Raw genomic sequence first — 19,926 nt, forward strand, 5'->3', positions numbered from 1 at the left:
CACCGGCAGCCGAACGGCCTCGTCAGCGGCCTGCCAGCCAGCAGTGATATTTTCATTCCGGAAACATCGCTGGCATTGTCCGGAAATGCCGGAACCATGCCAACGCCCTGCGAACTTGCGAACAATCCCCGCCACATTTGGGTAAACTAGCGCCTGCTTTCCAGTTCGGCGCAGCCCAGAGCGTCAGCCGGGGCTCTTAACCAGAAAATTGCATGTCAGACAAAACAATAATGCTGCTTCACACCACCTCCGGGCCTGGCGCGGGACCATCCTCCCCGTCCAGCACCACACGATCGACCTGGTGGCGCCGTCTGGCCGCGCCCGCGACCCTCGCCGGTCTGCTGGCCCTGGCCCTACCGCAAGCCGCCCTGGCCTTCGATTTCAATACCGTTGCCGCACGCGCCAAGGCGCTGGCCGGCAAGTCCTACAAGAAACCCACCGATGACCTGCCCAAGTCGCTCAAGGACCTGAGCTACGAGCAGGCCAGCCAGATCTACTTCCGCGACGACAAGTCCTGGTGGCGTGCCCAGAAGCTGCCCTTCGAGCTGTCCTTCATCCACCTCGGCGCCAGCTACACCGAGCCGGTCAAGGTCAATGAAGTGGTCGGCGACGCCGTGCGCGAAATCCATTTCAATCCGGCCCTGTTCGACTACAGCGCCAATCGCAGCGTGGATCAGCGCAGCCTGCGCAATCTCGGCTTTGCGGGTTTCCGCATCCGCTTCCCGCTGAACTCGGCCAAGGTCAAGGATGATGTGCTGACCTTCCACGGCGCCAGCTACTTCCGCGCCATGGGCCGCGGCCAGAGCTATGGCCTGTCGGCGCGCGGCCTGGCGATCGATACGGCGCTCTATTCGGGGGAGGAATTCCCGCGCTTCACCGAGTTCTGGCTGGAGCGTCCCTCGGGGGATGCCAAGGAGCTGGTGATCTATGCGCTGCTGGATTCGCCCCGCGCCACCGGTGCCTACCGCTTCGTGCTCAAGCCGGGCGTCGATACCGTGATGGACGTCAAGGCCCAGCTCTACCTGCGCAGCAATGTCACCAAGCTGGGCATTGCGCCGCTGACCAGCATGTTCCTGTTTGGCGAGAACCAGCCCGGCCCGGCCGACGACTTCCGTCCGGAAGTGCATGACTCGGACGGCCTGTCGATGCAGTCCGGTACCGGCGAATGGCTGTGGCGTCCGCTGGTGAATCCCAAGCGTCTGCTGGTGACGTCCTTCTCCTTCGACAATCCGCTGGGCTTTGGCCTGATGCAGCGTGATCGCAGTTTCTCGCACTACGAAGACCTGGACTACAACTACCAGGCCCGCCCCAGCGCCTGGGTCGAGCCCAAGGGCAAGTGGGGTTCGGGCCGCGTGGAACTGGTGCAGATTCCCACGCCGGACGAGACCAACGACAACATCGTGGCCTACTGGATTCCGAACACCCTGCCCAAGCCGGGTCAACCGTTCAATGTGGAATACCGCCTGTCCTGGCAGAAGGACAATGAAAAGCGTCCGCCGCTGGCCTTCGTCACGCAGACCCTGTTCGGTCACGGCTACCGTCCCAAGCAGGAAGGCAAGGCCGACGAGGTGCAGCAACTGGCCATCGATTTCGACGGTGGCAGTCTCAAGAAGCTGCCGGCCAATGCGCGCGTGGAAGGCGTGGTCGAGGCCGATGCCAACGGCAAGCTGGCCAGCGTGACCACACGCAAGAATGAAATGACCGGCGGCTGGCGCGTGGAAGTCAAGCTGCGCCGGCTGGAAGAAAACAAGCCTGTCGAGCTGCGCGGTTTCCTGCGCAATGCCAATGGCGGCACAACCTTGTCTGAAACGTGGAGCTACATATTACCCCCCAACTAAGGCAGACTTCGGCAGCCTCGCAGGCGCTCGAGGATTACCTCGCCCGCCTGCCGCTGTCGCCTGAACAACGCCAGGACCTGGCGGCGCGGGCGGGTGCGATCGGCTCCGGTGATCCGGTGGCGGACCTGCACCGCGTGCTGGCCGAGGCTTCCGGGCGCGATGTGCAACTTGTTGCAGCCGCCGCCCAGGCGTCGGTGGACGCACGCTTGCGCCTGATGTATCCGCAGTCCCATACCGACGGCGCGACCGATAGCACCGACCCTGCCGACACCGGCAGCGTCGTGCCGCCCATCAGCCAGGAGCGCGGCCAACCGCACATTCCGGTCGGGCCGCCCATGCACCGCAAGTCCATGGTTCCGCGTCCCTGGGGTGAACTCAATCCCTTCTCGCGCTGGGTGGAGGAAGAAACCCGCCGCCTGGAGCGTCGCCCCAGCCGCTGGCGTCGCGCCCGCAAGGGCCGCGCCAAGCTGGCCGAGCCGGTGCCGGCACCGGTGGATGATGAACCGCGTTACATCGAAGATCACCTCGACCAGTCCGAGGCGCCTGATCCCAAGGGCCACTGGCAGCACACCGGCAACGTACGCCGCATCACGTTGCTGATCCTGATGGTGCTGCAGACCTCGATGGCCACCTATTTCATGAGCGACGTGCTGCCCTACCACGGCACCAAGCCGCTGGAGATGGTGGTGCTGTTCCTGTTCGGCCTGCTGTTCCTGTGGGTGTCGGCGGGTTTCTGGACGGCCATGACGGGCTTCCTGGTCCTCATGCGCGGTGACGACAAGTACCTCATCTCGCACGAGAAGGCCGGTCACACCGAGATCGCGAAAGAAGCGCGCACGGCCATCGTCATGCCCATCTGCAACGAGGACGTGGCACGCGTCTTCGCCGGCCTGCGGGCGACCTACGAGTCGCTGGAGCGCACCGGCCAGATCGCGCATTTCGATTTCTTCATCCTCTCCGACAGTGGCGAAGCCGATATCTGCGCCGCCGAAACCGCCGCCTGGAATCGCCTGTGTCGCGAGACCGGCGGCTTCGGGCGCATCTTCTATCGCCACCGCCGCCGCCGCGTCAAGCGCAAGAGCGGCAACCTGGACGACTTCTGCCGTCGCTGGGGTGCCGATTACCGCTACATGGTGGTGCTGGACGCCGACAGCGTCATGACCGGCGAATGCCTGACCAAGCTGACCCGCCTGATGGAAGCCCATCCCGGCGCCGGCATCATCCAGACCGCGCCGCGCGCGGCCGGACGTGACACGCTGTATGCCCGCATCCAGCAGTTCTCGACCCGCGTATATGGACCGCTGTTCACCGCCGGCCTGCACTACTGGCAACTGGGCGAGTCGCACTTCTGGGGGCACAACGCCATCATCCGTCTGCAGCCCTTCATGAAGTATTGCGCGCTGGCGCCGCTGCCGGGCAAGGGCAACCTGTCCGGGCCGATCATGTCGCACGACTTCGTCGAGGCCTCGCTGATGCGGCGCGCCGGCTGGTCGGTGTGGATCGCCTACGATCTCGACGGCAGCTACGAGGAAATGCCGCCCAACCTGCTCGACGAACTGAGCCGCGACCGTCGCTGGTGCCAGGGCAATCTGATGAACTTCCGCCTGTTCCTGGCGCGTGGCATGCACGTGGTGCACCGTGCCGTGTTCGTCACCGGCGTGATGGCCTATGTCTCGGCGCCGCTGTGGGGGCTGTTCCTGATCCTGTCCACGGTATTGCTGGCCGCGCACACGCTGATCGACCCGCAATACTTCACGGCGCCGCGCCAGCTGTTCCCGATCTGGCCGGAATGGCATCCGGAAAAGGCCCTGGCGCTGGTCTCGGCCACCGCCACCATCCTGTTCCTGCCGAAGATCCTGGCGGTATTGCTGTTTGCAGTGAAGGGCGCGCGGGGCTTTGGCGGCGCGCTGGCCCTGTTCCTGAGCATGGTGATCGAACTGCTGTTCTCGATGGCGCTGGCGCCGGTGCGCATGCTGTTCCACACCCGCTTCGTGCTGGGCGCCTTCCTGGGCTGGAATGCCGGCTGGAAGTCGCCGCCGCGCGCCGACAACGAAACCGGCTGGGGCGAGGCGCTGCGCCGCCATGGCTGGCATTCGTTGCTGGGCGTGGCTTGGGGCGCGCTGGTGTACTGGCTCAACCCGTCCTTCATCTGGTGGCTGATCCCGATCGCCGGTTCTCTGGCGGTGTCGGTGCCGGTATCGGTGCTGTCCTCGCGGGTCAGCTTTGGCCGTGGCTTCCGTCGCGCCGGTCTGTTCAAGATTCCCGAAGAGACCTCGCCACCCTTCGAATTGCGCGAGACCGTGCGCCACCATGAAGAAACGCCGGCGTTGCCCGGCTTCGTGGAAGCGGTGGTCGATCCCGCCTTCAATGCCCTGGTGTGTGCCACTGCGCATGCCCATCCGCAGGTGCCGCAACTGACGCAGCACCTGCGCGAGAAGCTGGTGCGCACCGCGCTCAAGGATGGGCCGGACGCGCTCAACGACAAGCAGAAGAACAGCATCCTGGAAGAGCCGGGTCTGCTGTCTCAGCTGCACCAGGCGGTCTGGAGCGGCGTCCCGGAAGTCCATCCGGACTGGCGCGTCGCCCTGGCCCGGCAGGACGCACCGATGCTGGCCGCCTGAGGGGGCGGACAGGACCGGAGACGGCCGATGAAATTCGGCCGTCATCATTTTCTGACATCATCTTTCGCGTTTGCCACGAGCGACCATGACCGAGCCGCAAGATCAACTGCCCCACGCCATCCCGACTTCGCACGCCCCTGCACGACAGAAGGCGTGGTGGAGCGGGCTGGCGCTGGTGCTCGTGCTGGGCGGCGGTTACTGGCTGTATTCGCGCCAGCAGCCGCCGCCAGCGGCGCCCAAGCCGATTCCGGTCAAGCTGGAGACGGTCACCGTCGAACGGGCCGACCTGGAACAGGTAGTCAATGCCACCGGCAATGTGGTGGCGCAGGATTATGTGGATGTCGGCTCCAAGGTGGCTGGCCAATTGTCGGATGTCGATGTGGTCATCGGTGAAGCCGTCAAGGCCGGTCGCCTGCTGGCCACGGTGGCACCGGCCGTGCAGAGCAGCCGCATCGAGAACAACCGCGCCACGCTGGCGCGCCTCAAGGCCGAGCTGGCCGGACAGAACGCCCAGCTGGACTTTGCCCAACTGCAGTTCCAGCGCCAGACCCAGCTCAAGGCCGAGAACGCCACCCGCGAGGAATCCTATGAATCCAGCCGCATGAACATGTATGCGGCGGCGGCCCGGGTGGACGCCACCAACGCCCAGATCCAGCAGACCGAGGCCTCCATCCGCGAAGATGAGGCGGTGCAGAAACAGACCCGCATCGAAGCGCCGGTCAGCGGCACCATCGTCATCCTCAACGCGCGGCCGGGCCAGATGGTGGGCGCCAACCAGGAAGTCCTGATGCGCATTGCCGACCTCTCGCGCATGACGGTGCAGGTACCGGTATCGGAAGAAGACGTCACCCGCCTGCAAAAGGGCATGACCGCCTACTTCACCACGCCCGGCTATCCCGGCAAGCGCTGGAGCGGCAAGCTGCGCCAGATCATGCTGCTGCCCACCGACGACTCCGGGCGGCAGGGCAAGAAGGCCTTCTACACCGTGCTCTTTGACGTGGCCAATCCCAGCCGGGAACTGATGAGCGGCATGAGTGCCGATGTCTATTTCGTGCTGGCGCGGGCCGAGCGTGTGCCCACCATCCCGCGCTCGCTGGTGACCAAGCCCGGCATGGATGGCACCCAGACCGTGAAGGTGGTACTGGAGGACGGCAAGCTGGAGAGCCGCAAGATCAAGATCGGCATCCGCGATGGCGAGCGCGCCCAGGTGCTGTCGGGCCTGAAGGAAGGTGAGCAGGTGCTGTTGCCAGCCAATCCACCGGCCCCTGCGGCCACCGCCGGCGCAGCCTCACGCTAGCCGCCAGGCATGCTGTACAGTAGAGGCTGCGCCGGGGAGGGCGGCCTCTTTTTCCTGTTTCGATGCACATGACCCATGAGATTGCCTAGCCCGACTCCGCCTGTTTCCGATCTGCTGCCCCGCCTGGCGCGGGTGGCGCTGGCCGTCTCGCTGGCGCTTGCCATGGGGGCCTGCGTCACGCCCCAGGTGCAGACCGATCCCATCCTCGAAATGCAGGTGCCCGACAAGTGGGGCGGTGGCGCCTCGGCCGACGTGGCCCACGCAGAACAGTTGTGGCCCGATACCGACTGGTGGAAGCAGTTCGGCAGTGGCGAATTGTCCGAACTGGTGCAGGAAGGCCAGCGCAACAACTATGAAATCGCCGCCGCCTTTTCCCGTATTAAGCAGGCCGAGGCCCAGGCCCGCATCGCCGGTGCGCCGCTGTTGCCCAATGTCAGCCTGAATGCCGGGGCCAGCCGTGAAATGCCGATCTCAGGCGGCACCCCGGCCAATGCCGCCAACGCCAGCCTGCAGATCAGCTACGAGATCGACTTCTGGGGCAAGAATCGCGCCGGGGTCGAAGCCGCCGAAGCCACCCTGCGCGCCAATCGCTATGACCGCGAGACGGTGGCCCTGACCGTCACCAGCGGCATCGTCTCCACCTATCTGCAAGTGCTGTCGCTGCGCGACCGGCTGGAGATTGCGCGCCAGAACGTCAACAACGCCGAACGCGTGCTGCGCCTGGTGGAAGCGCAAAGCCGCGCCGGCTCGGCCTCGCCGCTGGACCTGGCGCGCCAGCGTTCGGCCCTGGCCAACCAGCGACAGCTGATCCCCGACCTGCAACAGCAGGAGCAGGACGCCCAGACTGCGCTGGCCATTTTGCTGGGCCGTCCGCCCCAGAATTTCAAGGTCGAGGAAAAAGGCCTGGCCGGCATCCAGATGCCGCGCATCTCGGCCGGCCTGCCGTCCGAACTGCTGACCCGCCGGCCCGACATCCGTCGCGCCGAAGCCAACCTGGCGGCCGCCAATGCCAACGTCGCCGTGGCCCGGGCGTCGCTGTTCCCCAGCATCACGCTGACCGGCTCCACGGGCGCGCAGAGCAATGCCTTGCTGTCCCTGTTCGATGGTCCCAACCTGTTCGCCAATCTCGGTGCCGGCCTGATCGCGCCCATCTTCGATGGCGGCAACCTGCGCAACCAGCGCGCCCTGGCCGAGGCCCAGAAGGAAGAACTGGTGCAGGTCTACCGGCAGCGCGTGATCACCTCGCTGTCCGAGGTGGAAAAGGCCCTGGGCGCCATTCGCAGCCTGGAAGAACGGTACCGCCTGAAGGTAGGGGAAGTGGACCAGGCGCGCTTCGCCTTCGAGCTGGCCGAAATTCGTTATCGTGCCGGTGCCGAAGACCTGCTGGTGGTGCTCGATACCCAGCGCACCCTCTCCGAAGCCCAGAACCAGCTGGGCCAGATCAAGCTGCAGCGGCTGCAGGCGACCGTCTCGCTGTACAAGGCCCTGGGCGGCGGCTGGCAGGACAAGCAGGTGCCGGGCGACACCGGTACCGCCACCGGCACCGTATCCTGAACAGAGTGGCTCAGGCCGTGGCCTGCCACTCCTGCACCAGCACCTGGACCAGCTCGGCCACGGTCAGCCCGTCGCGGATGAGCGCCGCAGCTTGTCCGGCCCAGTGGGCGCCGAATTCGTGCACATCCCTGGCCACAGCCATCGCATTGAGCTGCTTGCCGGCGTCGTAGGCGGCCGGATAGGCCGGAATTGGCGGCGCGTCGGGGGTATCGATTTCCTGCATGAAGCGATTGACGATGCCGCGTGCACGGCGGCCTGAAATGGCGGCCGTCACGCGCGTGTGTTCGGCGCGCTCGCTCTTGAGCAGGGCCCGATAGGCGGCATTGGCGCCGGATTCGCGGGTGAGCAGGAAGGCGGTTCCCATCTGCACCGCCTGCGCGCCCAGTTGCAGGGCGGCGGCAATGCCCTTGCCATCCATGATGCCGCCGGCTGCGATCACCGGCAGGCGGCTATGCTGCGCCAGCAGGCGCACCAGGGCGAAGGTCCCGATCTCCTCATCCTTGTCCTGGTCGAAGATGCCGCGATGGCCACCGGCCTCGATGCCTTGCGCGACGATGGCGTCGATCCCGGCGGCCTCGATCTGGCGTGCCTCGTCCAGGCAGGTAGCGCTGGCCATCAGGAACACCCCGGCCTGCTTGAGGGACTGGATCACCGCAGCCGATGGCAGGCCGAAGTGGAAACTGACCACCTTGGGCGGCTGTTCCAGCATCAGTTGCTGCATCCCGGTATCGACCTTGAAGCTCTGGTAGATCTCCTTCAAGGGCAACGCAATGCTGCCGCCGAATTCATCCAGATGGCCTTGCAGGTGCTGCAGCCAGGCCGCATCCCGGGTCGCATCCAGCTGCGCCGGTTGATGGCAGAAGAAGTTGACGTTGAAGGGCTTGGCCGTGAGCGCCTGCAACTGTGCCAGCGCTTCGCGGGCCTGCGCCACGTTCGAGGCGCCCAGCGCCAGTGAACCCAGGGCGCCGGCATTGGAGGCGGCAGCGGCCATGGCCACGGTGGAACTGCCAGCCATGGGGGCCTGGATGATGGGATGGGCCAGGCCCAGTCGTTGCAGCAGGGGGGTAGTCATGCATCTCTCCCGAAGCGCGCACCGGCCGGCGCACTGCCGGTGGCGGCATGCGCAGGTGGTTCAGACCGCCATGGGGGCGGTCAGGGGGGCGTGGTGCTGGTAGTTCTCCAGCGAGAAGTCGGAGGGCTCGATCTGCTCCAGCCATTGCGGTGCGTATTCGCCGGTCTTGGCGAAGTCCGGTACGCGGTCGGAAATGAGCAGTTGCGGCAGCGGGTAGGGTTCGCGCGTCAACTGTTCCTTGACCATCTCGATATGGTTTTCGTAGATGTGGGCATCGCCCACGAAGTAGCTGAACCAGCGCGGCTTGTAGCCGGTCAGGCGCCCGACCAGATGCAGCAGTGCCGCCGCTTCGGCCAGGTTGAAGGGCGTGCCCAGGCCGATGTCGTTGCTGCGCACGTACAGGCAGAGCGAGATTTCGCCGGTGTTCTGGTTGGGCAGGAACTGGTACAGCAGGTGGCAGGCGGGCAGGGCGATTTCGTCGAGCACCGCGCAATTCCAGCCATGGAACAGGATGCGGCGGCTGCCGGGGTTCTTGACGATGGTGTCCAGGCAGTCGCGCAACTGGTCCACCGCCTTGTACAGCAGCACCTTGTCCACGCCTTCATCCTGCAGCGTGGAGACGATGCTGAAACCCTTGCTGCGGGCCGCGTCGATCTGCGCGCTATGCGCGGCATCGATCAGCTTGTAGGCCGGCCACTGGCGCCATTGCACGCCATACACCGGGCCCAGGTCGTCGGTGCCGGTACGGAAGGGATTGGCCAGCCAGTCGGCGTTTTCATTGGCGTTCTGGTCCCAGACCTTGCAGCCCAGGGCGCGGAAGTCGGCGGCGCTGCGCGTGGCGCGCAGGAAGCCGCACAGTTCGCCCACCACCGACTTGAAGGCCAGACGCTTGGTGGTCACCGCAGGGAAACCCTTCTGCAGGTCGAAGCGCATCATCGCGCCGGGGATGCTGAGGGTGCGGATGCCGGTGCGGTTGTCTTGCCAGGAGCCGTTCTCGAGGACGTCCTGGATGAGGTCTTGGTATTGTTTCATTGCAATGTTTCGGGTGCTGGCCACTGGCCGAGGGATGCGGGATTGTAGCGCATCGACAGGGCAAGCACCCGACCGGCGGGGAGCCTTGGCATGGCGTCAATGACGAAACGCCAAGGCTTGCCCGCTGCGGGCGGTGGCGCTCAGAAGCCGACGTTCTGGCCGCCCTTGAGTTTCAGCATGGCGCGGGCGTCGTCGGGGCTGGCCACTTCCAGGGAGAGCGCTTCGATGACGGTGCGGATGCGGCGGACCTGGTCGGCATTGCTCTTGGCCAGGTTGCCGGGGCCGTCCCAGAGTGAGTCTTCGAGACCCACGCGGGTGTGGCCGCCCATGGCCGCCGACATGGTGGCGATCGGGATCTGTCCGCGGCCGGCGCCCAGTACGGACCAGAAGTAGTCTTCGCCGAAGAGGCGGTCGGCGGTGCGCTTCATGTGCATCACGTCTTCGACGTCGTTGCCGATGCCGCCGCGCAGGCCGAAGACGGACTGGATCAGGAAGGGGGGCTTGATCAGGCCTCGGTCGATGAAGTGGGCGGCGGTGTAGAGGTGGCCGATGTCGTAGCACTCGATTTCGAAGCGGGTCTGGTTGGCGCTGCAGGATTCGAGGATGTAGGCGATGTCCTTGAAGGTGTTGCGGAAGATGCGGTCGTCGGAGCCTTCGAGGTAGGGGCGTTCCCAGTCGTATTTGAAGTCCTTGAAGCGGTTCAGCATTTCATACAGGCCGAAGTTCATGGAGCCCATGTTGAGGGAGGCGACTTCGGGTTTGAGCTGCAGTGCGGGTTGCAGGCGTTCTTCTACGCCCATGGTGGGGGCGCCGCCGGTGGTGAGGTTGATGACGACGTTGGAGCGGGCTTTGATCTGGGGGAGGAATTTGCGGAATTCGTCGGGGTCCTGGGTGGGTTTGCCGTTGTGTGGGTCGCGGGCGTGGAGGTGGACGATGGCGGCGCCGGCTTCGGCGGCGGCCAATGCTTCGTCCCTGATCTGCTCGGGGGTGATGGGCAGGTGGGGGGACATCGAGGGGGTGTGGATGGCGCCTGTGACTGCGCAGGTGATGATGACTTTCTTGGGCTTGGCCATGGGGTGTGCTCCTTTGATGTTGGTTGTGCTTTTGGGGGTGCTTTGCTGTCTTCTGTCTTGTTGCTTTGCTTCGTTTTGTTTTGTTTTTTGGGTAGTCTGGTCTTGCTGACTATTTGCGCTCTAGCTTAATGCTTTTCTCTCTCCGGTCGCAGGGGAGCGCCGGGGGCGGCCCGGCAGCCGCTCACTTTCTTTGGCCCGCCAAAGAAAGTAAGCAAAGAAAACGGGCCCCAAGAGCCAGCCCTCCTGCGGAGGGTGCCCGCCGGAGTGAAGCGGCAAGTGGGAAAAATAGAGTCGCTTCGCTCCCACTATTTTTCTGATCCACTTGCCGCTTCACTCCGGCGGCTGGCTCCCAAGGGGGAAAGCGTGTCCGGCTCGCCTTCGGCCTCGCGGGGGGACTCGCCTTCGGCTTCGTGGTGCTCTTGCTTGCTTCGGTTTTGCCTTTGCTTTCCTTTTCTTTGCTTCTTTGTTTGCTATTTCTGCTTGCGCTTGTGCGCAATCAGTCCCATCAGTCTGTTGTCGCGCCAGCGGGCGCGTTCGCCTAGCTGGTCTGCGGGTAGGGCGGCGCGTCGCTCTGCTTCAATGCGCTCCAGGGTCTCGCTGTTCCATTCATTGGGAGCTTGTGTCTTCGCTACGTCGCGGTAGGTGTGGCCGTAGCGGCGGGCATAGTCCAGTACGCCTTCGGGGGCGTTCAGGTCGATGGTTTCGAATGGGCCCATGAAGGACCAGCGCAGGCCGAGGCCGTCCTTCAAGACCTTGTCGAGATCGGCAGCAGTGGCGTAGCCGTTTTCGTAGAGGTTGAGGGCTTCGTTCAGTACCGCGCCCTGGATGCGGTTGAGCAGGAAGCCGGTGATCTCCTTGTTCAGGACCACCGGGGATTGGCCAGCACGGGTGTAGATGTCGCGGGCGCGTTCGACCGTGGCAGCGGAGGTCCAGGGGGCCGGGGCGAGTTCGACCAGGGGGACCAGGTAGGGCGGGTTGACGGGGTGGGCGACCAGGATGCGGTCGCGTCCGGGCAGGTGCTCCGAGAAGGCGGAGGTGGGGATCCACGAGGTGGAGCTGGTGAGGATGGTCTGCGGGGCGGCCAGGCGGTCCATTTCGGCGAAGATGGCGCGTTTGACGTCTACCGTTTCCTTGACGTTTTCCTGGACCAGGATGGCGTCCTGCAGGGCGGCGGCGAGGCTGTCTGCCGTGTGGATGCGGGCCAGTACGGTCTGCGGTGTTTCGTCGATCAGGCCATGGCTGGCGAGGTCGGCCAGGTTGTCCTGCAGCAGTTGCCGGCAACCCTGCAGGGCTTGCGGGACGGCGTCCCACAGGTCCACCCGGTAGCCGGCGCGGGCAAAGACGATGGCCCAGGCGCGGCCGATCAGGCCAGCACCGATGACGGCGATCTTTTCACTCATGACGGCTCCTTAGCTCAATACTTCGACATTGCCGCATACCGACAGGCTGCGTCCACTGATGGAGGCGCCGGCCGGGGAGCAGATGAAGATGATCTGGTTGGCGATGTCTTGCGCCGTGACCATCTTGCGCAGCGAGACCTTGGAGAGCAGGCGCTGGCGCATTTCTTCATGTTCGATGCCATAGGCCTCTGCCTTGGCGGCGACGATGCGCTCCTGGCGGGCACCTTCGACTACGCCCGGCAGCACGGCATTGACGCGGATATTGGACGGCCCCAGTTCGATGGCCCAGGTTTCGGTCAGGCCGATGACGCCGTACTTGGAGGCCGAGTAGGGCGTGCGCAGGGCAAAGCCCAGGCGGCCGGCGACCGAGGAGATGTTGACGATGGAGCCGCCACCGTTCTTCTTCAGCATCGGTACGGCGCGCCGGGTGCAGAGGAAGGGGCCGGTGAGGTTGACCGCGATGGTCTGGTCCCAGCCGGACAATTCGACGTCTTCCACCGGCAGGGTGGGGCCGGCGATGCCGGCGTTGTTGACCAGGACATCCAGTACACCGCCCCAGCGCTGGCTGAGGTCGGCGAACATGGCGTCGACCTGGGTCTCGCTGGTGACGTCGGTCAGGCTGTAGCTCACGGGGGCGCCGGCGAACTGGCTGCGGGCGCTGGCGAGGAAGTCTTCGCTGACGTCGCAGATGTGGACGTGGGCGCCGGCCTCGACGAAGGCGGCGGTGATGGCCAGGCCGATGCCCTGGGCGCCGGCGGTGACGATGACTTTCTGGTCTTTCAGATTCAGGTCCATGGTGCAGTGTCCTTGTTGCAGGGAGGGAGAGTGCTGGCTCAGAGCCAGAGGATTTTCTTGCGATAGGTAAGATCGTTGAGCAGCGGTTCGGCCGGTCCGGTGTGGAAGACGGCGCCGCGCTCCAGGGCGAAGACGCGGTCGGCCAGGGCCAGCACCAGGTCCAGGTTGTGTTCGACGATGACGATGGAAACCTCGCGCCGCAACTGGTCGAAGACGGTGAACAGTTCCTGCACCACGGCCGGGGCCAGGCCTTCGAAGGGCTCGTCCAGCAACAGCAGCTTGACGTTGCCCGACAGCGCCCGGGCCACCGCGACCATCTGCTGCTCACCACCGGAGAGGAAATCGGCGTGGGTGTGCAGACGTTCCTTCAGGCGCGGGAAGTATTGCAAGATCTTTTCTTCACTCCAGGCCACGCCGTTGCTGCTGTCGTTCTTGCGCGCCAGTCGGCCCAGCGCCAGGTTCTCGGCCACCGTCATACCGGCGAACAGGCCGCGCCCCTGCGGTACATAGCCGATGCCCAGGCGGGCGATATCGGGGGCGGACAGTCCGGCGATGTCGCGACCGTCATAGCGGATGGTGCCGGAGGCTGGGCGCAGCAGGCCGGTGAGGGTCTTGAGCAGGGTGGACTTGCCGGCGCCATTGCGGCCCAGCAGGGCAACGATCTCGCCCTGCCGTACCTCCAGGCTGGCGTCATTGAGGATGTGGCTCTTGCCGTAGTAGGCATTGACGCCCTCGAAGGCCAGCAATTGCGCCCGCTCTTGCGCATCGCCGCTGCTGCGGCCGGTGACCGGCGGGGTGCCGTGACCGGTGTAGATTTCCTGCACGCGCTGGTCGGCGCGCGCCTGTTCGGGTGTGCCAGCCATCAGTACGCTGCCCTGGTTCATCACGGTGACCTGGTGCGAGAAACCCAGCACGCGGTCGATGTCGTGTTCCACGATCAGTACAGGGATATTGGCGGCGATGATCTGCACCAGCCGCGAGACCCGTTCACGTTCGGTAGCGGCCAGGCCGGCCAGGGGTTCGTCCATCAGCAGCACCTGGGGCTTGGAGCCCAGGGCGATGCCCAGGTCCACCAGCCGTTGCCCGCCGTAGGAGAGGGCCCCACCTTCGATGTCGTCGATGCCCTTGAGCCCGAGGAAGCGCATCAGTTCGGCGGTCTCGGCATGGATCTCGGGATAGCTGTCGATGTCGCGCCACATGTTGTAGCGCGCCGCATGCCGCGCCTGCAGGGAGAGCCGCAGGTTTTCGTAGATCGACAGGCCCTTGAAGAGATTGGTGATCTGGAACGAGCGCGCCAGGCCGCGCTGGCAAATCTCGCTGGGCGGCAGGCCATGGATGGGCTGGCCGTTGAGCAGCACGCTGCCGCCATGCGGGGCGAACATGCCGGAGATCAGGTTGAAGGTGGTTGTCTTGCCGGCGCCGTTGGGGCCGATCAGGGCGTGGATTTCCCCTGCATGCAGCGCGATCTGCGCATTCTTGACGGCCTGGATGCCGCCGAAGCGGATTTCGATGTCGCGGGCTTCCAGGACCACGCCCTGCCGGGGCGGCGGTTGCAGGAAGTCCGGCAGCGGCAGGCCATCGACGATCTGGCGTGCGCTCATCGCGGCGCCCACTTCGGCCGGCGGCTTGAGGCGGCGCAGCAGCTGGCGCCAGATGCCGACCAGCCCGGTGGGCGAGAACAGGATGAAACCGACGAAGGCCAGGCCGAACCAGAGCAGCCAGTTCTCGGTCCAGATCGACAGGCATTCGCGGAACAGGATGTAGAACAGCGCACCCAGCGCCGGCCCGAGGAAGCTGCGCATGCCACCGATCACCACCATCGCCAGCAGTTCGCCGGAGAAGGCCACCGAGGTCGGTTCGGCCGAGGCGAAGCGGTGGTGGAAGGCCAGCAGAGCACCGGCCAGGCCGGTGACGGTGGCCGAGATGATGAACATCTGCAGTTTGTAGACGATGGTGGCGTAGCCCTGGAAGCGCGCCCGCTGCTCGTTCTCGCGGATGGCCACGATGGTGTGGCCGAACGGCGAGCGGATCAGCCGGTGCAGGCAGTAGAGCACGGCAAAGGCGATCAGGCTGACGAAGACCAGGTAGGCCAGCGACTGGTCCAGGTCGATGCCGGCGACCACCGGTCGCACGATGCCGCCCAGCCCCGATTCACCGCCGGTGAAGTCGGTCCAGCGGAAGGCCACCGCGAAGGTCAGCGCCGACAGGGCCAGCGTGAGCAGCGAGAAATACACGCCGCGCCGGCGCAGGATCAAAAAGCCCACCAGTGCCGCGCAAACCGCGATGAAAGCGATGGTGAACAGCAACGGCAGCACGATCTGGCCGGGGAACCAGTATTTCTGCGACAGCGCGGCGGCATAGGCGCCCACCCCGAACCACGCACCGTGACCGAACGAGGTCAGGCCGGTATAGCCCACCAGCAGGTTCAAGCCCATGGCGGCGATGGCGTAGATGACCACGTCGGTGGCCGAGGTGGTGGTCAGGCCCAGCAGTGGCAGCAGCAGGGGCGTGATGATCAGCGCGGCGGCGCCGATCCACAGGGATTGGTGTTTCGGATTCATGGAGAGCATAGGGTTCATGGCCGCGGTCTCATTCGAAGCGTTCGATGCGCTCGCCCAACAGGCCGCGCGGACGGAAGATCAATACCAGCAGCATCAGCAGGTACATCGAGGCCTCGCCGGCCGGGGCGTAGAACTGGATGGTGATGCCGCGTACCACGCCCACCAGTACGGCGGCCAGCACCACGCCCCAGAAGCTGCCCAGGCCGCCGATGACCACCACCACGAAGGCGGCCGTCATGATCTCGGCCCCCATGGCCGGCTGTACCCCCGAGATCGGCGCGAACAGCACCCCGGCCAGTGCGGCCAGGCCGACGCCCAGCATGACGATGGCCGTCATGTAGGGCTGCAGGCGGATGCCCAGTACCGCCACCATGTCGGGCTTCTGCACCCCGGCACGCACCACGCGGCCGAAGGAGGTCTTGTTGAGCAGCAGCCAGATCAGCGTCAGCGCCACGATTACGATGGCCAGCATCAGCAGGCGATAGCGCGAGTACATGAAGTCACCCACCATGATCTGGCCCTTGAAGGCCGCCGGGATCGAAGCCGGGAGTGGCGATGCGCCCCACAGGATACGGATCAGCTGTTCCGCAACCATCGACAGGCCGAAGGTCAGCAAGAGTCCCAGGATGGGATCGGCCGAATAGAAACGGCGCAGCAGGAAGCGTTCGAACAGGATGCCCAGCAGTGCCACCAGCAGCGGCGAGATGAAGACCGCCCCGGTGAATCCCAGATGCCTGGTGATCTCCACGGCGAGATAGGCGCCGATGGCATAGAAGGCGCCGTGCGCCAGGTTGACGATGCCGCCCAGGCTGAAGATCAGCGACAGCCCCAGCGCGATCAGCAGGTAATAGCCGCCGACCAGCAATCCGTTGAGGATTTGTTCCAGCAGGAAAACGATTTGCATTGCAACTCCGGCCCGAGGCCTTGCGAAAGTGAGGCGACTGGCGGCCACGCCCGGGTCTCAGGCATGGCCGCGTGGCGGTATGGTCCGGGGAACTTCAGCTGAACTTGCAGGCGTTTTCCTGCATGGTCGGCGCGATCGAATCCAGCGGTGCGTTCGGTCCCGGCACGGCCGCGCCCAGTTGCAGGAAGTCCCACTGGTCCTTGGCGCGCCCCTTGGGTTTGGGCGAGAGGGTGTACATCTCCTGCATCAGCTGGTGGTCCCAGTCGCGATAGACGCCCTTGCGGCCCTTGAGGATGTCGATCTGCGCACCTTTCTCGAAGTACTCGATCAGTTTCATGGTGTCCAGCGACTTGGTCTCGGCGATCGCCTGGGCGACCGAGCGAAAGCCCACGTATTCGCCCCAGGCCTGGTTCTCGGGCGGCTTGCCGTACTTCTTGATGAAGGCCGCCACGAAGGCCTTGGAGGAAGGACTGTCGACATCGTGGTGCCAGGTGGTGGGCCAGGTGCCGGCGAAGTTGTCTGCGCCCGCACCCCAGGCTGCCACGGTATCGAAGCCGAAGCCGGCGATGGGGAAGGGCAGGCCGAATTCGGAATACTGCTTGATGAAGTTGGTGATCTGGTTGCCGGCCAGATTGGAGATCACCAGATCCGGCTTGGCCTGGCGGATCTTGAGCAGGTAGGGGCTGAAGTCGGTGGCATCGGTGGGCACCAGTTCGTCGTTGGCAATCGTGCCGCCATTGGCGCCGACGAATGCCTTGGCGGTGCGCAGCAGGTCATGGCCGAAGGCATAGTCGGCGGTCAGGGCATACAGCTTCTTGCCCTTGATCAGGCCGTTCTGCAGCAGTTGCTGGCCACAGGCCTTGACGTAGGTGGAGTTGGCGGCCTCGATGTGGAACATGAACTTGTTGCAGCTCTTGCCGCGCAGCTCGTCGGAGTTGCAGCCGGTGTTCATGAAGAGCTTCTTGTTGCGCTGGGCGACCTGGGCGATGCCCAGCGCCGAGGCCGAGGAAATCTCGCCGATCAGCAGCGCCGCGCCATCGCGCTCCAGCAGGCGCTGTGCCTTGGAGGAGGCAGTGGGCGGATTGACCGAGTCTTCCGACAGCAGGGTGAGCTGGCGCCCCAGCAGGCCGCCGGCCTTGTTCTGTTCTTCCACGGCCAGGTTGATGCTCATGACCGCGTATTCGCCCATGGGACCGAGAAAACCCGTGCGCGGCGTCAGGTGGCCGATGATGATCTTGTCGGACTGGGCGCGCACGATAGCCGGAAAGCCCATGGTCGAGGCGCCCGCGATGGCGGCAGCGCCGGCTTGCAGGATGCGGCGGCGGCGCGGGGAGGCGGGACTTGCAGCGCTGCTGGTGGTGCTGTCGTTGTCGTTGTCGTTGTCGTGGTTGATGCCGTTGTTGCCGGACGTGCTCTGGTCTTGCTCCATGGTGCGATCCTCCTAAATATCCGGCGGGCGCCGGTGTCTCCTGGGAACTGCGTTCTTTGTATCGAGCAGGGTGACCGGGGCGGTGGACTGGGATGGCGGCCGTCGGTCGTGTTCGCAGCAACATGCGCAGCGGCCGGGTGGGCCAGCGCAGAGAACCGGAGATGGGCGAGGTGTGCAGCGGCGAGCGGGCAGGGCAGGCAAGCCTGTCCTCACGAGGGGGATAGATGACGCAGGCGCTGTTGTCTGCGCTGTGCGTGCATCCGGTGCAACTGTCTCCTGGTGGCCGTCACCGCTGCGGGCCGGCCACCGCCGCAAGACTGTTGGCTGTGGGGTGGCGCCGCGCTGATCCGATTTTTTGTTCTGCTGATGTCATTTATTTGACATGTGATCAAATGTATTCGATAGAATCGGTAGCGTCAACCGATCATGCAGGCAGCGAAATGGGTGACGGGATCAGGAACGGATAGCTGTCGTCCTTTCGCCGGTCGGCCCCTCAAGGCTGCATGCGCCCTGCCTTGAGCAGCATCGGTCAGCAATGTGGGGCGCGTCCGCAGCTTGTGCCGGAGTGCTCCTGGACAGTGCTCGCGGGAAGTGCTCCGCTATAATCCGCAAAAAATTTTCATCTATCGCCATGGACCAGACACTGATTGCCGACCTCTCCACCGTGCGCAAGATCCAGCACGCCACGCTGTCCGAGCGGGTCTATCAGGACCTGTGCGAACTGATCCAGGCCGGCCAGGTGCGGCCCGGCCAGAAGCTCACGCTCAAGGGCCTGGCCGATGCACTGGGGACCAGCCCCATGCCGGTACGCGAGGCAGTGCGTCAACTGGCCGCCGAGGGGGCGCTGGAAATCCTGCCCAACCGCGCCATGCGCGTACCGCTGATGACCAAGGGCAAGTTCAGCGAACTGCTCAAGATACGGCTGGCGCTGGAGGGCCTGGCGGTGGAACACGCGGCCAGCTACATCCGCCCGGACGAGCTCGATGAAGTCGCCCGCCTGCACGAAACCCTGTCGGTGGAAATGCAGCGCAAGAAGCCCAATGTCGATGTGATCATCCGCCTGAACAAGGAACTGCATTTCGCCGCCTACCAGGGTTCGGGCATGTCGACCCTGGTGGACCTGATCGCCGGCCTGTGGCTGCAGGTGGGCCCGGTGATCAACCTCGACCTGCGCGCCGGTTCGCGCCGCCTGGCTGAAGCGCCGGCCCTGAAGCATCATGCGATCCTGCTGGAAGGCCTGCGCGAGGCCTCGCCGCAAAAGGCGCGCGAGGGGCTGCAGGGTGACCTGTTGAGCGCAGCGGAGATGATCCTGGCCGGCGATGGCCTGCCGGATTGAAATAGGTCATCGCCCCGGGCATCCGGTTTGAAGCCGAATGTGGATGCAGTTGACGATCGTAGATAGAGTTGGTCGATCCATCGAATTGCCTATGGACTTTCGCGCAGGTGCTCCATTCATCGGTCCCTGGATTTCCGGTTCTGTGCGAGGAGTTCTCTTGCCGTCGTCATTGCCTCCTCGCGTGAGTCGGAGACGAGCAGAGGGTAGCCCCAGAATTTTGCAAAGACCGGGGCAAAGGCTCTGAATCCGAGACGTTTCGCCGAGTTGGGTTCAATGACGATCATTGCCAGAACCAGCTGTCGCAATTGAACCTTGTGCTTTTTCATCCAGAGCGCTGTGCGTTTCTTCTCTTCTTGCGAGTGTTCATGGTTTTCTGCAGGTACCGTATCGGTCAAGAGCACGAAGGGCTCCCCGCGCTGCAAATTGGCCTCGAATTCGGCGAAGTCCTGCTCGTGGTCGTGATTCGGTTCCTGGGTAAGCGTCATCCAGACCAATGGAAAATCCGTACTATTCATCGACATGATCGTCTCCTTTGTTTTTCATGGTGCGCCAGGTGAAGGCAATGGCGAACACGCCGGGTAGTGAAATGAAAAGCACTGCCGAGAAGGCAATGTGCCAGCCATCGCGCAAGCCGTCCGAGATCCCACCGAGGGTGTTGAGGAGTACAAGCAGGCTGCCTATAGCCAGCGCCAGCCATCGGGTCGTACGCGTACCAATCAGTGCGAGAAGCACAGTAATGATCCAGCAACCGTAGAACGCGGAGAACATCCACAGTACGTTGGTCTCAAAGGTAATTGCTGGCGTTGCTCCATGCGATCTGGCCAAGTCGTTGACGTAGAAGAACAATTGGAAGCTGACGAAAAGCACAGCCCCCACGGCCGTGGTGAGCCAGAACAGGGCGATCCTGTTGCGATTGTTGATGGCCCGGTTCTGGAGGGCGGGCAGTGAGGGTGGTTGGGAGGGTATAGAAGTTTTCACGATCATTCGTAACGGAAGGGTTTCGCATTTCCAATG

Annotated in this window: 15 protein-coding genes; 5 read left to right on the forward strand and 10 right to left on the reverse strand. The window is 64.5% G+C overall.

The genetic code is table 11. The features are described 5' to 3' along the window. The first annotated feature begins 212 nt into the window (after nt 1–212). The 4 genes from ACEOAC_RS07115 (at nt 213) to ACEOAC_RS07130 (ending at nt 7,310) form a co-directional block, all read left to right on the forward strand. Nucleotides 213–1,838, forward strand: coding sequence for a glucan biosynthesis protein G (locus ACEOAC_RS07115; RefSeq protein WP_413444587.1), 1,626 nt, complete (start codon nt 213–215; stop codon nt 1,836–1,838). Continuing rightward, nucleotides 1,811–4,459, forward strand: a complete 2,649-nt coding sequence (mdoH, locus tag ACEOAC_RS07120; RefSeq protein ID WP_413628758.1) for a glucans biosynthesis glucosyltransferase MdoH — start codon at nt 1,811–1,813, stop codon at nt 4,457–4,459. Before ACEOAC_RS07115 ends, mdoH begins: the two co-directional genes overlap by 28 nt. Before the next feature lie 85 nt (nt 4,460–4,544). Further along, nucleotides 4,545–5,756, forward strand: coding sequence for an efflux RND transporter periplasmic adaptor subunit (locus ACEOAC_RS07125; protein WP_413445039.1), 1,212 nt, complete (start codon nt 4,545–4,547; stop codon nt 5,754–5,756). A 75-nt stretch (nt 5,757–5,831) separates the two neighbouring features. Beyond that, nucleotides 5,832–7,310 carry an efflux transporter outer membrane subunit gene (locus tag ACEOAC_RS07130; RefSeq protein ID WP_413445040.1) on the forward strand — a complete coding sequence of 493 codons (1,479 nt, stop codon included), beginning with the start codon at nt 5,832–5,834 and terminating at the stop codon, nt 7,308–7,310. Nucleotides 7,311–7,320: 10 nt separating this feature from the next. On the opposite strand, the gene ACEOAC_RS07135 is transcribed toward ACEOAC_RS07130, so the two are convergent. From ACEOAC_RS07135 to ACEOAC_RS07170, 8 genes are all read right to left on the reverse strand, one after another. Further along, complete coding sequence (locus ACEOAC_RS07135) at nt 7,321–8,382, reverse strand: NAD(P)H-dependent flavin oxidoreductase (protein ID WP_413445041.1); 1,062 nt, start codon at nt 8,380–8,382, stop codon at nt 7,321–7,323. Between the two features lie 60 nt (nt 8,383–8,442). Then, a complete protein-coding gene (locus tag ACEOAC_RS07140) occupies nt 8,443–9,414 on the reverse strand; it encodes a thymidylate synthase (protein WP_413445042.1) in 972 nt (323 codons plus the stop codon). 140 nt (nt 9,415–9,554) lie between these two features. Further along, nucleotides 9,555–10,487 (reverse strand): 3-keto-5-aminohexanoate cleavage protein, encoded by a 933-nt coding sequence (locus ACEOAC_RS07145; RefSeq protein ID WP_006464368.1) that lies wholly within the window; start codon nt 10,485–10,487, stop codon nt 9,555–9,557. 470 nt (nt 10,488–10,957) lie between these two features. Beyond that, complete coding sequence (locus ACEOAC_RS07150) at nt 10,958–11,887, reverse strand: 3-hydroxyacyl-CoA dehydrogenase (RefSeq protein WP_413628759.1); 930 nt, start codon at nt 11,885–11,887, stop codon at nt 10,958–10,960. 9 nt (nt 11,888–11,896) lie between these two features. Further along, the gene (locus tag ACEOAC_RS07155) at nt 11,897–12,682 is read right to left on the reverse strand and encodes an SDR family oxidoreductase (protein ID WP_006464366.1); all 786 of its coding nucleotides are present in this window, start codon (nt 12,680–12,682) and stop codon (nt 11,897–11,899) included. Nucleotides 12,683–12,720: 38 nt separating this feature from the next. Then, entirely contained in the window at nt 12,721–15,243 is a 2,523-nt protein-coding gene (locus tag ACEOAC_RS07160) for an ATP-binding cassette domain-containing protein (protein ID WP_413628908.1), read from the reverse strand. Between the two features lie 28 nt (nt 15,244–15,271). Further along, the gene (locus ACEOAC_RS07165; protein WP_006464364.1) at nt 15,272–16,147 is read right to left on the reverse strand and encodes a branched-chain amino acid ABC transporter permease; all 876 of its coding nucleotides are present in this window, start codon (nt 16,145–16,147) and stop codon (nt 15,272–15,274) included. Nucleotides 16,148–16,241: 94 nt separating this feature from the next. After that, nucleotides 16,242–17,576: an ABC transporter substrate-binding protein gene (locus ACEOAC_RS07170; RefSeq protein ID WP_413444661.1), complete on the reverse strand. Its 1,335-nt coding sequence runs from the start codon at nt 17,574–17,576 to the stop codon at nt 16,242–16,244. 631 nt (nt 17,577–18,207) lie between these two features. Here ACEOAC_RS07170 and ACEOAC_RS07175 point away from each other — a divergent pair. Then, nucleotides 18,208–18,912, forward strand: a complete 705-nt coding sequence (locus ACEOAC_RS07175) for a GntR family transcriptional regulator (protein WP_413444660.1) — start codon at nt 18,208–18,210, stop codon at nt 18,910–18,912. 116 nt (nt 18,913–19,028) lie between these two features. Here ACEOAC_RS07175 and ACEOAC_RS07180 read toward each other — a convergent pair whose 3' ends face one another. Beyond that, nucleotides 19,029–19,433 carry a hypothetical protein gene (locus tag ACEOAC_RS07180; RefSeq protein ID WP_413444659.1) on the reverse strand — a complete coding sequence of 135 codons (405 nt, stop codon included), beginning with the start codon at nt 19,431–19,433 and terminating at the stop codon, nt 19,029–19,031. Then, the gene (locus ACEOAC_RS07185) at nt 19,420–19,896 is read right to left on the reverse strand and encodes a hypothetical protein (protein WP_413444658.1); all 477 of its coding nucleotides are present in this window, start codon (nt 19,894–19,896) and stop codon (nt 19,420–19,422) included. The genes ACEOAC_RS07180 and ACEOAC_RS07185 overlap by 14 nt, the downstream gene beginning before the upstream one ends. Nucleotides 19,897–19,926: the final 30 nt, after the last annotated feature.

Origin of the sequence: Herbaspirillum frisingense, assembly GCF_047325095.1 — a bacterium.
Lineage (GTDB): Bacteria > Pseudomonadota > Gammaproteobacteria > Burkholderiales > Burkholderiaceae_D > Herbaspirillum > Herbaspirillum frisingense.

Bases quoted from the DNA above. Each gene is read 5' to 3' on its own strand.
- ACEOAC_RS07115 (WP_413444587.1), top strand. From the start codon at position 213: ATGTCAGACAAAACAATAATGCTGCTTCACACCACCTCCGGGCCTGGC.
- ACEOAC_RS07125 (WP_413445039.1), top strand. From the start codon at position 4,545: ATGACCGAGCCGCAAGATCAACTGCCCCACGCCATCCCGACTTCGCAC.
- ACEOAC_RS07130 (WP_413445040.1), top strand. From the start codon at position 5,832: ATGAGATTGCCTAGCCCGACTCCGCCTGTTTCCGATCTGCTGCCCCGC.
- ACEOAC_RS07135 (WP_413445041.1), bottom strand. From the start codon at position 8,382: ATGACTACCCCCCTGCTGCAACGACTGGGCCTGGCCCATCCCATCATC.
- ACEOAC_RS07140 (WP_413445042.1), bottom strand. From the start codon at position 9,414: ATGAAACAATACCAAGACCTCATCCAGGACGTCCTCGAGAACGGCTCC.
- ACEOAC_RS07145 (WP_006464368.1), bottom strand. From the start codon at position 10,487: ATGGCCAAGCCCAAGAAAGTCATCATCACCTGCGCAGTCACAGGCGCC.
- ACEOAC_RS07150 (WP_413628759.1), bottom strand. From the start codon at position 11,887: ATGAGTGAAAAGATCGCCGTCATCGGTGCTGGCCTGATCGGCCGCGCC.
- ACEOAC_RS07155 (WP_006464366.1), bottom strand. From the start codon at position 12,682: ATGGACCTGAATCTGAAAGACCAGAAAGTCATCGTCACCGCCGGCGCC.
- ACEOAC_RS07160 (WP_413628908.1), bottom strand. From the start codon at position 15,243: ATGAATCCGAAACACCAATCCCTGTGGATCGGCGCCGCCGCGCTGATC.
- ACEOAC_RS07165 (WP_006464364.1), bottom strand. From the start codon at position 16,147: ATGCAAATCGTTTTCCTGCTGGAACAAATCCTCAACGGATTGCTGGTC.
- ACEOAC_RS07170 (WP_413444661.1), bottom strand. From the start codon at position 17,576: ATGGAGCAAGACCAGAGCACGTCCGGCAACAACGGCATCAACCACGAC.
- ACEOAC_RS07175 (WP_413444660.1), top strand. From the start codon at position 18,208: ATGGACCAGACACTGATTGCCGACCTCTCCACCGTGCGCAAGATCCAG.
- ACEOAC_RS07180 (WP_413444659.1), bottom strand. From the start codon at position 19,433: ATGTCGATGAATAGTACGGATTTTCCATTGGTCTGGATGACGCTTACC.
- ACEOAC_RS07185 (WP_413444658.1), bottom strand. From the start codon at position 19,896: ATGATCGTGAAAACTTCTATACCCTCCCAACCACCCTCACTGCCCGCC.